The following is an 11,224-nucleotide window of genomic DNA, read 5'->3' on the forward strand; positions in this document are numbered from 1 at the left end:
TACCGAACCTGGTTGCGGTTCTCGAGGTGGAGACGGGATTCGAACCCGTGTACACGGCTTTGCAGGCCGTTGCCTCGCCTCTCGGCCACTCCACCCTTGCGGCCTTCTCCCCCCGTGGGGACGGTGGCCTGCCGAACCCTCTCTCCGAGCGGACGACCGGGTTCGAACCGGCGACCTCAACCTTGGCAAGGTTGCGCTCTACCAACTGAGCTACGTCCGCAACGCTCCGACCGTTTCCGCTCGGTGCGAGCAGAACAGTAGCGCACTTTTCGCCCGGACAAAAACCGGATTCCAGCACCTCTTCACCGTGTCGTGACCAGCGCGAAAACCAACCCATCCGCCACACAGGTCACTCCCGTTCTGTCCACTCAACACGCCGTCGGATCACGTCCTCAAGGTCATCAGATCGACGCTTTTCGGGTACTCCGCGTCGCCCGGAGATCGATCGAGTCGACACGCCCGTCGACCACGGTGAAAGAGAACACAATCAGCGGTTCGCCGCACTGTCGACGTCGGGTGGTTCCGGCGTACCTCGGACCCGGCGCCGCGTGCGGCCGGCGAGCTGCTGCGCGGCGGCGGGCGACCTGCCGATGATCGGCGCGATGTCGTCGAACGGCACCGCGAACAGGTCGTGCAGAACGAACGTGAGCCGCTCGGCCGGCGACAAGGTCTCGAGCATCACCAGCAACGCGAGCCCGACGGAGTCCGCCTCAACCGCCTCGAACTCCGGATCGGGTACGACGTCGTCGGCGAGCGCCGGCGAGCGATCGGCGATCGATTGTTCGGGTCGACTGCGCGGGGCGCGCAACATGTCGCGGCAGATCCGCCAGTCGTCCCCGCCCATGTGGACCACATCCTTCGTCTGTCACACTGACCGGCCGAGCGCCGTCAGCAACTAGACGGATGAGCGGCACCACCTGTGACAGAGGAGTAAGAATGACGGCTGCACCCCGCCCATTGGACGTGCGCAAGACCGACACGCTGGCGCGTCTGGTGAACGACGTCGACGCGTGGGTGTCGACGGCCTCCCCGGACGGTACGCCGTACCTCATGCCGCTGTCGTTCCTGTGGAGCGACGAGACGCTGCTGCTCTCGACGGCGCGGACCAATCCGACCGCGCGCAACCTGGTGGCGAATTCCGCCGTGCAGCTCGCACTCGGTGAGGTGCGGGACGTGATCCACGTGACCGGTACGGCGGAGGTGGTCGAGCCGACGGACGCCGAGGGGGAGGCGTTTGCGATCAAGGCCGGGTTCGATCCGCGGCCGCTGGCCAACTATCCGTTCTTTCGGGTGACGCCGATCAAGATCCAGGCGTGGCGTGAGGTCAACGAGCTGAAGGATCGTGTCCTGATGGACGACGGTCGCTGGCTGGTTTGAGCGTCGTGTGTGGCCGTGAGCGGATGCGGTAGCGGCTTTGCAGGCCGCGCGCGGCGCGCGCATCGTCAACCTGACGTCGGGCGGCCACCGGCTGTCGGACATTCGCTGGGACGGTCCGCATTTCACCCGGGGCTACGAGCCGCTGGTCGCGTACGGGCAGTCGAAGACCGCAAACGTCCTCTTCGCGGTGGAGCTCGAACGGCGCTGGTCGATGCGGTCCGTCGGCAGATCGTCGATCCGTCGCGCGAGCGGAAGACGGCGGCGCAGCGCGCGAGTGCGGCGGGGACCTGAGCTCGGAGCTCATCAGGCATTAGCCCCTACGATTCGGCGGCATGACCATCTTCTGGATCGGTGGCCCGGCGGCGGCCGGCAAGACGACAGTCAGCCGATTGTTCGCCCGGCGGCACGGATACCTTTGGTACAGCGTAGATGTCCACGCCCACCGCCACGAACAGCTCGCAGCCGCCGCCGGCCTGCACGACCCCGCCACCGGTCCAGGCGATTTCGACCGACGCCCGATGATCCTGTCGGACCTGTCAGCTGCCGACACCGCGGTCGTTGTCGAAGGCGCCCTTATCACTCCGTCCATGGCCGGCGTCGGCCCCGATGCGGTATGGCTCATGCCTTCTGCTGAAGAACAACAAGCTCGCCTCAACGAGCGAAACCCCGGCGAATCCCACGAGGGCTACCGCTGGGGCCTGGAACTGATCCGAAGTCAACTGTCGAACACCGGCGCAACCGTCGTGAACGTAGACGGCCAATCCGTCGCCGAAACCCTCGCCACGGTGGAGCAACTCTTCAGCCCAGTCATCGCTTCCGCTACCGCCGCCGACTCGCCGGCCGCCCGTCGATCCCTGATCCGAACCAGCAATCTCCACCTGGTCACGCACGCTCAGGTCCGCGCCCGTACTTCCGTGACCCTCGACTGCGAATGCGCCACCCGCACCTGCACCGCCCAAATCACGCTCTCCCCGAACGACGCCGCCCACCGCACGTCCACCCCAACCCCACCGCTCCTAGCCACCACCCACTGACGCAGTCAGCCAATCTGGTGCGAGCCCCGAGCTACCCAGCAACCCCGACCCCACAGCCGAGCGAAGCAAAGGCGATCGCGCGACTCCAGCAGCCGAGCGAAGCGAGGGCGGGCCCGACCCAGTAGCTGAGCGAAGCGAGCGCGGGCCTGACCACAGCACTGGTACTGCCCGGCGAACCCGAACCCCCGCTGGTGCGCTGACCGCCTGACCCGACCTCAGCAGCTGAGCGAAGCGAGGGCGGGCCTGACCGCAGTACTGGTACTGCCCGGCGAACCCGAACCCCCGCTGGTGCGCTGACCGCCTGACCCGACCTCAGCAGCCGAGTGAAGCGAGGGCGGGCCTGACCGCAGTACTGGTGCTGCCCGGCGAACCCGAACCCCCCGCTGGTGAGCTGACCGCCTGACCCGACCCCAGCAGCCGAGTGAAGCGAGGGCGGCCCCGACCACAGCACTGGTACTGCCCCGCGAACCCGAACCCCCGCCTGGTGAGCTGAACGCCCGACCCAACCCCAGCAGCCGAGCGAAGCGAAGGCGGGCCCGACTCCAGCTGCCGAGCGAAGCGAGGGCGGGCCTGACCGCAGCACTGGTACTGCCCCGCAAAACCGAATCCCCGCTGGTGCGCTGACCGCCCAACCCGACCCCAGCAGCCGAGCGAAGCGAAGGCAAAAGGGGGTGCGGGTGGCGGAGCCCCCGCCGGCGGCGAGCGGAGCGAAGCCGCACAACACGACGAAGGCGACCCGGTCCGCGCTTTCCGCGGACACGAGTCGCCTATCGCCTTCGTGGGCGATACTGGGTTCGAACCAGTGACCTCTTCGGTGTGAAGGCGGATCCTGCGTAACACGCGGTATGGATCCATATCGACGGTCCCCGGTCGCTGTGAGGTGTGGCCCTCACTCGTCGGCGGCAACGGGCAGCACGCTGCCTTTTCGCTGCCCGCGTCCGAGGGAGTCAGGTCACGGAATGTGAACGTTCAACCGCCAGCGGTTCTCACTGTGCGCTTCAGTCGTTAGCGTGCCCGCTGGATGCCCTGGGGTGGGGTGTCCTGCAGGGGTATCGATGGGGGGTAGTTCGAGTGTTATCGAACGCAGAGATGTTGCTAGGTCTCTCTCGACATCTAGAGAGCTATGGCACGAGTCAACCGCGAGCAGATCTGGGTCAGTTGGAGTTCGCCGGACAGTTGCTGGAGATCGCGGTTCGCCTGCGAGGAAGCGGCGTGACGTCCGCGGAACGTGCGTGCGCGATGGGGAGGGACGCTGGCATAGCTAAGCATCGGATGCACCGGGAGATTCTCCCCACGCTGGAGATGCTGGGTCTCGTTGACCTGGAGTGGACTCAGAGCGCAGGTGAGGTTGCGGTGGTTTCCGAGCGGATCCCTCCAATGCCTGAGTTGTTTCTAATGGCGGACCAAATCCTCCGGGTCGTGATGCCGGAGGCCGTAGAGTTGATCGCTCTGGAGATTCTTCGGCAAAGCACGGCTATGCCGATCACAGTAGCGACTGCAATTGATCTCTGCTCTTCTTTAGGTGACGAGCCTACGATCATGCGGGCAATAGATGATCTGGAGTCTCTGCATCTTTGTTCACGCCAGCAGAGCGCTGACGGTGACGTTGTTCTCTTCAATCCGAACGTGTGGGCGGCGGACAAAGACTACATAATGATGGCGCTTCGCGCCGAGGACGGCGCGGCTCGTGCGGCGCTAATGGCGCTGGTTGAGGAAGTTTCGACTACAGCAGGATTGCCGGAAAATGAGGTCGTCTCTACGGATCCGAGATGGATCAATTATGCCGTATCACAGGGCCTCATTCAGCGCTCTCTCGTGAAGACTGCAACCGGGCAGGAGCGTTCCTTCTTGTTCTCTCCTCATATGGGTCGATCTGCCTTCGATGCGCCGACTGGAACGGATCCATCGGGCCACGTGAGACAATTGATTGGATCGATGGTCTTTGCGAATCGCTTCGCTTCGAATCGCCTATTCTCGCCGCAAGCCTTTCTGCGTCGGTTGATTCGCGAAGGTGAGGCGGGTAATGCGAGTGCGATCAAGTCCGACTATTCGATGTTGGAAACGGCCGGCATCGTCCGAGTGGAGCAGGCGCAGCCGTACTACAAGTTCATCCTGCTTCAGTCGGACGTGGCTGAGGAGGCGCTGACCCATCTCAACGTGTCGGGCGGAGATGGGTCGATGGCCGGTGGGTTGCGGGAGCAGCAGGGCTACAGGCACCCGGAACGTGAACGAGCACGGCGACGCGCCGAACTCGGCAGGGATGCCGAGCCAAGTCCTGGCGCGACAGAAAGTATTCTGGCCGCACTTCGACAGGAAGCGGGGAGGAGGCGTTATGGCAACTAGGGATGGCCGGACTGGCCAGCTGAAGGGCGCCGAGCTGGAACGGCGCGTCGGGTTGGTGGAGTTCGCCGACGGGTCCCTGGTGCGCCTCCGCCATCCGGTCACACAGCAGATCGACGGCCGAAGGCGGATCGTCACAGACGTCGATGTGCTCTCATTGGAGTTTGACTCACGGCTGCGGCCGCGCGTCGGCATAACAGAATGCAAATCGACCCGTGGGCAAGCGGGCGAGCAAGATCGTTTGCTTTGGCTAAAAGGTTTGCAAACTGTCGTTGGGGCCGATAGGGCGGCCCTCGTGCGTGAGGTTGTCAGTTCGGCTGGCCGTGATCTGGCTCGAATCCTGAATCTTGATTTGATTAGTCAGGATGAAATCGGCCGTCGTGAGCGGCTCTTGACTCACCTCCCTACTTCCTTCGGCCTGTTTGGAGAAACGCCATACGCCGAGGCGGTAAAGGCGGCGGAGGGCCAACTGAAGTTGATCGGCGATCTCCCGTCGGGTCTAGTCGCATTTCTGCGAGATGATGCGCTGCTGGCGGAGCCGCATCAAGTTCTTGGCGCGCTCATCACCTTGGACGAAATCACTAAGAGTGGGACGGTACTTCCTGGCCCACTCGCGTCGATCGTGGCCGGTTATGCGCTTACGGCGCTGATGCTGGCGGCAATAAGGGCTGGGGGTCGGACTGATACCGTTGGTCTGGATGGCGCGCGGCGAGAGATAGAACTTGGTCTCGGCTCGGGTGACCCTAATGACAAGCAAATGCTGCGGGTAGCGGAGATGGCCGATCGTCTGCTTCGCGAGGAGTTGCGCAGCATCCATATGGCATATCGGGCTCAGGGTGCAAACGGCATCGAACGGAGGGTTCCGTCGGTTCGGGCGGCCATCGCTGAACCGCCGTTCTGGCTTCCCCGCTTCATGGACCTTGCGGAGCGCCTGCGGAGGCGGACGCCTATCGCCCGGCAGCTCCCACAGACGATCGACCTGGCCGTCCTTGATGCCTTGCCCGGAGGTTCCGCGTGGCTCAGCCCAGCGTTCGACGGCCTGTTCACGCGTGAGCACAGGCAGGCGATCGTGATCGCCGTCGACTGCCTGGAGCGGGCTGTGCCAGCGATCAGCAGGCACGTGCACGGCGTCCTGGACCTGAAGTTCGATCGCGGAGCAACAGCGGCCCTGGTTGACCAACCATCGGGCGTGTCCGGAACGACTCAGACGCTACCCGCTGCGACTTCGGAGGAGGATCAGTCCCCTGGCGCGTGACGCCTGGTGGGGTCGACAGAGGCCGCCCCGACCAGGCATGCGTGCGAGTGCGAACCGATCACGCGAGTCGGTCCAGTGCCCATGACCACTCGAAGCTCGAAGAGACCTGGGTTCCTGTTCCGGACGCTACGGGCTCTGTTGACGACGTCGAGCCATCGTGAGGGTCAAGGATGGTCACCCCGGCGTAGCGCAGCACAGCAAGCGATGCCAACCAAGCCGGATGACCGGCGAGATCATGCTTGGCGAAAGGGACTGCGACCGTTGGAGTGTGCGATCCGAGCGCCGCACAGAGTGTCGTTAGCGGGTATGTGTTCGCGCTGCCGTTGGCCCACGCATTGAGGGTGTTGAAGGTCATGGGGACGACGGCGACTGCGTCGGCTGGTGGGGTGCGCTTCGGCTGGTCTGGAGTGCGGGTGCCGGTGATGACGGGGGTGTCGCCTAGGTCCTGGTCGGCGAGCCAGGGAAGGGCTGCCTCTGTGGGGATGACGTAGGGGTCCCAGCCGTTGGCTCGGGCGGCCTTGACGCCGTCTGCGGTGCGAGAGGCGAGGGGCGCGCCGCAGACGACGATGTAAAGCGTTCGATTGGTCACGCGAGGACTCCTGCGCGGGTGGCGATAGCGGTCAGGGACGGGCTCGGCTTGCGGGAGCGGCGGAGGAGTTCGCGGACCAGCTCGCGGGCGATTGTGTGGTACTTGATCGCCTCGGGTGCTACGCGCTCGGCTGCCTGGAGATGCAGGATCGCTTCCATGTCGTTCTTGGCTTGGGTTTGCGCCCATGCCAGGTCGATGTGGAGGCGAGATCGGCGGCCTTGGAGTCCGGCCGGCATAGCGTCCAGGTCGATTTCCGTAGCCACCCGCAGCACGTTGGATGGCTCTCCGAACTCAGCCGCGACCGAGGCGCGATGGATGAGGACGTTCGTGGGGCCGAACGCCGTCCACCAGTGGTTGCCGTCATGCGCCAGGAGATCTCCGAGCTGTCCAGCGGTCGTCAGCCGTTCAGTCGCCGTCGCGCGGTCTGAGCGACGTGCAGCGATGACGGACGAGATGAGCCACAGTGAACCAGCGAGTGACACCGCGTCCGGCGCGTCGGAGCCGGTCATCGGCATGAGACCTTCGGCCGATCGGACCGCGATCCGTTCCGCGTCGTCGGTGCGCTCGCTGCGTAGCAGAGCACAGACGACCTGGTACGCGGCGAGACCCTGTGCGGCCTTGGATTCGGCGGCCATAGCTGCGTGGGTGGCGCGGTCGGCGGCGAGCCAGCCGAGCTGGTGTTCGCCGACCTTTGTGAGGAGCTTGGCGGCGGCGGAGTAGACCGAGCATCGCGCTAGGTGGGTCTCTCTGCCGTCGCGGCCCTGGTAGCCGTCGTACGCGTCGGCAGCTCGAATGAGGTCCGGAAGCATCGCCGTAGCCGTGTGGTACCTGGCGGCCTGATACGCCTGGTGGACCTGCACAGCGCCGTTCCGGAGCTGAGGGAGTGGCCACGGAGTCGCGGGCTCACCCAAGAGGTGGTGATAGCTCGCCAGCTGGCTACGAACCGCGTCTACGGCTTTGACGTGCTCGGGTGCGTCGGGCGCGAGGACCCAGTCACGGCCGATCAGGTCGGTCACGTCGACGCGCAGGACGGTTGCCAGGTCGTTCAGGGTGGACAGCCGATCGACACCACGAATCCCACGCTCGACCTGCGACAGCCAGGAGCGCGACATTCCGATGAGTCCCGCCAGGGCGTCTTGCGACATACCGCGTCGCTTGCGGTAGGCCCCGATGCGCTCACCTACGTGCATCTGCACTTCCCCTCGGTTGGTGTGGTTCCTCTAGTGAACCGGCTGCCAGCCCGAACATTGCGCACAAAAGTGCGCAGCCTGCCGAGTGCACATCAATCGATCGTTTCGCCTCGACGCTGGATGCATGAACGAGCCGACCACTCAGGAGCTCACCCGCTTCGGCCCCGGTGCCGCTGGCGGGACTCCCTCTGCGCGGGCAACTCTGCGGATGTACGCCGCTGTGAAGGGCGACAGCCGCTCCACCTCGGTCGGCGGTACGCCGCCGCGGAGTGCCGCCAGCACGGCAGCCAACATCTCGGTCCGGGATTGCTCGTGGGCCGCTTCGGTCTCGCGATACCGCAGCGTCGCCGACTTCAACTCGTCGCGTAGATCAGTCACCAATCCAGGGTATCGCACCTTGCTTGCGCAACTATCTGTCAAGCGCTACTGTGGTGCGCACCTTAGTTTCGCTTCATGTTCTGGCCAGGCCCGACAGAGCGACGCCCCGGCGGGTGCAACCGCCGAGGCGTCAGGGCCGGTCCAGTCCCTTCACGAACAGGAGCACAACCCAATGAGCATCATCCACCTGTCGGCCGTCGCTAGCCAGGAACCCTCGGCAGCGGACTTGGCCGGTATCGAGCAGGAGTGGCCGCTGATCGCGGCCGAGCTGGACCTGTTGGACGCGCAGATCGCGCTGATCAACGCCGGTCCTTACGCGTCGGCGCTGGAGACGCGCCGGGTCCGCCGCGCGCAGCGCCGGGTGTTGGAGGTCGGCCTGGGCCTGGCCGATCGCGAGCCGGAAACGGAGGACGCGGCATGACGGCCGGTGCGGCTCTGGCGGACCTCGTGCAGGTCGATCTGGGCTGGTGGAAGGTCGCGGGTTACGACCTGGTCCAGGTGGTCTCGCCGCGTACCGCGCTGGGAACGGCATGGGTCGTCTGGCGCGGCGATCACGTCTTGCACACCACGGACACGCTGCCTCACGCGGGTGGCTGGGTCATGGACCAGCTCGCCGGAGGTGAGGCGCGATGAGTACCCCGCTTCGTACGTCGTACCCGGTCCCGGTAGAGGACCTGATCCCGGCCGCACGCCGTCTCGCGGCCGAGCTGGGCGAGGTCCCGTCGCAGAACCGGCTGATGAAGCACCTGCGAGTCGGCAAGGACAAGGCCAAGGCAGTACATGCCGCCCTGATCGAGGAGCGCGCCGAGGACCGCCCGGAAACCCGGCTGCACTCGGTGCCAGACCCGGACGAGACCATGACCGATACCGACGCCACGGCCGCGGATTCCGAGGCCGACGTGCAGGAGTCTGCGCAGGTCACGCCGCCTGTAGATCTGGTTCCGGCCGCTGAGGCTGCGCCGGTTGAGGCGGTTCCCGCGGCCACGGTCACCACCGAGGCGGAGGGCATCTCCCCGGCTGCCGAGGCGGCCCCGGACGCCGGGGCTGAGACCGGTACTGAGTCTGGGGATGAGATGCGCCCGGTTCGGTCGTGGCCGGTGCTGCTGCTGGCGCTGCCCGCGTTCGTCGCGGTCTGGTCCGGCTGGGTCGGTCTGGGTGAGCTGACCGGGTTCGGTGTGGTGCATCCGCTGCCGGGGATCGCGGACGGCTTCACGATCAACTCGGCAATCACGCTGCCGATCGGTGTGGAGACCTATGCCGCGTTCGCGCTGCGGGTGTGGCTGTCCGGCCGCGTCCCCGCCCGCGCTCGCCGGTTCGCCAAGTGGTCGGCGCTGTCCGCGCTGGCGCTCGGTGCGCTGGGGCAGGTCGCCTATCACCTGCTGGACGCCGCTGGGGTCACGGCCGCGCCGTGGCCGATCACCACCGCTGTTGCCTGCCTGCCCGTTGCCGTGCTCGGCATGGGTGCCGCGCTGGCCCACTTGATCCACACCCGCGAGAACGGGGAGAAGTGACATGACCGAGCCGATGAACAACCTGCCCGACCCGATCGACCTGGACGCCCACCGTGTGGATCGTGCCCGCCGCGACGACGTACCCGAGTCCGCGCAGGCTCCGGAGGAGACCGCCGGCGTGCTGGTGCCGCTGTCGGCGGGCGAGGTCGAGGCGATGGACACCGCCTACGAGATCGCGTTGGACGACGCCGACGACCCGGCCACGGGCAAGGTCATCGTGCCGGTGGACACGCCTGGTCTGCCGGTGCCGGTCGCGGATGGGCAGCGGCTGCCGATCATCCCGACCCACCTGCGGCCGGAGAACCTGCGAGCCACCACGACCCGTGCGCTGGCGCGTGCTGGGCACGTGACGGCGTTCCACGCGGTCCGTTCGCCTTGGTACGCAACCAAGCTCGGCTGGTTCGCCACCCGCGGCCTGTCGCGGCTGATCGGCAGGCAGCTGCGCTGGTGGTGGGTGCCGAACTCGGTTGCTCTGGAGCAGAAGGCCGCGGACGCGGGTGAGTTGAAGGAGTGGGAGAAGATCCACCGCCAACTCAAGGCCACCCGGCTATGGCGAGGCGGCGTGCTGGCCATGCAGAATCTCGGTCTGCTGATCGGGCTGCCGATCGCGTGGAACGCGGCTCCGGCTGCTGGTCTCGCGGTCGCGGGTGCGGCTGCGGTCGCCGGGCTGGCGCACTACGGCAGACCCGCAGGTCAGACGGTACTCGGTACCGCTGTGGTCGCGCCCCGGTTCCGCAAGCTCAACTCAGACATCGTGCTCCGCGCCTACTACGCGGCCGGTCTCGGCAAGCCCGACCGTGCCGACCAGGAGGTCCGGTTCGGGTCGCCCATGTCCCGCGACGCCAAGAACACCGGTTCCCAGGTGGTCGTGGATCTCCCCTACGGCAAGGGCTGGTCGGATGTGGCCGGTGCCCGGGAGAAGATCGCTTCCGGTCTGGACGTGCACACCAATCAGGTGTTCCTGACGCCGGACAAGACCAGCTCGCGGCGGCACACGCTGTTCGTCGCGGACCGGGACCCGCTCGCGGTCCCGGTGGGCCGTACGGACATGCTGGACTGCAAGCCCCGCAGCATCTGGGACCCGGTGAAGCTCGGCAAGGACGAGCGGGACGCGCTGGTCACGCTGTCGCTGATGTGGAACTCGCTGCTGGTCGGTGCGCAGCCGCGCAAGGGCAAGACGTTCTTCGCCCGTCTGGTGGCGCTGCACGCGGCGGCGGACCCGTACGTGAAGCTCGTCGTTGCTGACGGCAAGAACTCCCCGGACTGGCTGGCGTTCAAGAAGGTCGCACACCGCACGGTGTTCGGGACGCACCCGAACCCGAACGACGACAACCCGATCGAGCACCTGCAAGCGATCCTGGACGAGGTCCTGGCCCACATCGACCGGGTGAACTCGATCCTGACGAAGTTGCCGGTGACGATGTGCCCGGACGGCAAGCTGACCAGGGAACTGGCTCGGGACCCGCGCTACCCGGATCTGCGGGTGCTGGTGATGGTGATGGAGGAGTTCCAGGTCTACTTCGAGACCGAGGACCAGGCCGTGAACAAGG

Annotated in this window: 12 protein-coding genes and 2 tRNA genes; 8 read left to right on the forward strand and 6 right to left on the reverse strand. The window is 66.2% G+C overall.

Annotated elements, in window-relative coordinates; translation table 11 throughout:
• Positions 1–24 precede the first annotated feature (24 nt).
• The 3 genes from AB0B82_RS34705 to AB0B82_RS34715 all read right to left on the reverse strand — a co-directional run bounded on the left by AB0B82_RS34705 (position 25) and on the right by AB0B82_RS34715 (position 844).
• A tRNA-Cys gene (locus tag AB0B82_RS34705) sits at positions 25–95 on the reverse strand.
• Between the two features lie 52 nt (positions 96–147).
• Positions 148–220, reverse strand: a tRNA-Gly gene (locus AB0B82_RS34710).
• A 267-nt stretch (positions 221–487) separates the two neighbouring features.
• Positions 488–844: a sigma factor-like helix-turn-helix DNA-binding protein gene (locus AB0B82_RS34715; protein ID WP_360178611.1), complete on the reverse strand. Its 357-nt coding sequence runs from the start codon at positions 842–844 to the stop codon at positions 488–490.
• Between the two features lie 92 nt (positions 845–936).
• On the opposite strand from AB0B82_RS34715, the gene AB0B82_RS34720 reads away from it, so the two are divergent.
• From AB0B82_RS34720 to AB0B82_RS34735, 4 genes are all read left to right on the forward strand, one after another.
• A complete protein-coding gene (locus tag AB0B82_RS34720) occupies positions 937–1,377 on the forward strand; it encodes a pyridoxamine 5'-phosphate oxidase family protein (RefSeq protein WP_360178614.1) in 441 nt (146 codons plus the stop codon).
• A gap of 332 nt (positions 1,378–1,709) precedes the next feature.
• Positions 1,710–2,411 carry a hypothetical protein gene (locus AB0B82_RS34725; protein WP_360178617.1) on the forward strand — a complete coding sequence of 234 codons (702 nt, stop codon included), beginning with the start codon at positions 1,710–1,712 and terminating at the stop codon, positions 2,409–2,411.
• Positions 2,412–3,623: 1,212 nt separating this feature from the next.
• Positions 3,624–4,754: a hypothetical protein gene (locus AB0B82_RS34730; RefSeq protein WP_360178620.1), complete on the forward strand. Its 1,131-nt coding sequence runs from the start codon at positions 3,624–3,626 to the stop codon at positions 4,752–4,754.
• Positions 4,744–6,006: a hypothetical protein gene (locus AB0B82_RS34735; protein WP_360178623.1), complete on the forward strand. Its 1,263-nt coding sequence runs from the start codon at positions 4,744–4,746 to the stop codon at positions 6,004–6,006. Before AB0B82_RS34730 ends, AB0B82_RS34735 begins: the two co-directional genes overlap by 11 nt.
• Before the next feature lie 58 nt (positions 6,007–6,064).
• Here the strand turns inward: AB0B82_RS34735 and AB0B82_RS34740 are convergent, their stop codons facing one another.
• The 3 genes from AB0B82_RS34740 to AB0B82_RS34750 all read right to left on the reverse strand — a co-directional run bounded on the left by AB0B82_RS34740 (position 6,065) and on the right by AB0B82_RS34750 (position 8,163).
• Complete coding sequence (locus tag AB0B82_RS34740; RefSeq protein ID WP_360178626.1) at positions 6,065–6,595, reverse strand: flavoprotein; 531 nt, start codon at positions 6,593–6,595, stop codon at positions 6,065–6,067.
• A complete protein-coding gene (locus AB0B82_RS34745) occupies positions 6,592–7,785 on the reverse strand; it encodes a helix-turn-helix transcriptional regulator (RefSeq protein ID WP_360178629.1) in 1,194 nt (397 codons plus the stop codon). Before AB0B82_RS34745 ends, AB0B82_RS34740 begins: the two co-directional genes overlap by 4 nt.
• A gap of 141 nt (positions 7,786–7,926) precedes the next feature.
• On the reverse strand, positions 7,927–8,163 hold the full coding sequence (locus AB0B82_RS34750; RefSeq protein WP_360178632.1) for a hypothetical protein: 237 nt from the start codon (positions 8,161–8,163) through the stop codon (positions 7,927–7,929).
• A gap of 172 nt (positions 8,164–8,335) precedes the next feature.
• Here AB0B82_RS34750 and AB0B82_RS34755 point away from each other — a divergent pair, with 172 nt between their 5' ends.
• From AB0B82_RS34755 to AB0B82_RS34770, 4 genes are all read left to right on the forward strand, one after another.
• On the forward strand, positions 8,336–8,584 hold the full coding sequence (locus tag AB0B82_RS34755) for a DUF6284 family protein (RefSeq protein ID WP_360178635.1): 249 nt from the start codon (positions 8,336–8,338) through the stop codon (positions 8,582–8,584).
• The gene (locus AB0B82_RS34760; RefSeq protein WP_360178638.1) at positions 8,581–8,796 is read left to right on the forward strand and encodes a hypothetical protein; all 216 of its coding nucleotides are present in this window, start codon (positions 8,581–8,583) and stop codon (positions 8,794–8,796) included. The genes AB0B82_RS34755 and AB0B82_RS34760 overlap by 4 nt, the downstream gene beginning before the upstream one ends.
• Positions 8,793–9,674 carry an ABC transporter permease gene (locus AB0B82_RS34765; RefSeq protein WP_360178641.1) on the forward strand — a complete coding sequence of 294 codons (882 nt, stop codon included), beginning with the start codon at positions 8,793–8,795 and terminating at the stop codon, positions 9,672–9,674. The genes AB0B82_RS34760 and AB0B82_RS34765 overlap by 4 nt, the downstream gene beginning before the upstream one ends.
• Before the next feature lies 1 nt (position 9,675).
• The coding region (locus AB0B82_RS34770; RefSeq protein WP_360178644.1) for a cell division protein FtsK at positions 9,676–11,224 on the forward strand (1,549 nt) is incomplete at its 3' end.

The sequence above is a fragment of the Kribbella sp. NPDC048915 genome (genome assembly GCF_040649595.1).
Classification (GTDB): domain Bacteria; phylum Actinomycetota; class Actinomycetes; order Propionibacteriales; family Kribbellaceae; genus Kribbella.

What these genes read in the sequence shown, in the direction of transcription:
- AB0B82_RS34715 (WP_360178611.1), bottom strand. Translation starts at nt 844, where the DNA reads ATGGGCGGGGACGACTGGCGGATCTGCCGCGACATGTTGCGCGCCCCG.
- AB0B82_RS34720 (WP_360178614.1), top strand. Translation starts at nt 937, where the DNA reads ATGACGGCTGCACCCCGCCCATTGGACGTGCGCAAGACCGACACGCTG.
- AB0B82_RS34725 (WP_360178617.1), top strand. Translation starts at nt 1,710, where the DNA reads ATGACCATCTTCTGGATCGGTGGCCCGGCGGCGGCCGGCAAGACGACA.
- AB0B82_RS34735 (WP_360178623.1), top strand. Translation starts at nt 4,744, where the DNA reads ATGGCAACTAGGGATGGCCGGACTGGCCAGCTGAAGGGCGCCGAGCTG.
- AB0B82_RS34745 (WP_360178629.1), bottom strand. Translation starts at nt 7,785, where the DNA reads ATGCACGTAGGTGAGCGCATCGGGGCCTACCGCAAGCGACGCGGTATG.
- AB0B82_RS34755 (WP_360178635.1), top strand. Translation starts at nt 8,336, where the DNA reads ATGAGCATCATCCACCTGTCGGCCGTCGCTAGCCAGGAACCCTCGGCA.
- AB0B82_RS34760 (WP_360178638.1), top strand. Translation starts at nt 8,581, where the DNA reads ATGACGGCCGGTGCGGCTCTGGCGGACCTCGTGCAGGTCGATCTGGGC.
- AB0B82_RS34765 (WP_360178641.1), top strand. Translation starts at nt 8,793, where the DNA reads ATGAGTACCCCGCTTCGTACGTCGTACCCGGTCCCGGTAGAGGACCTG.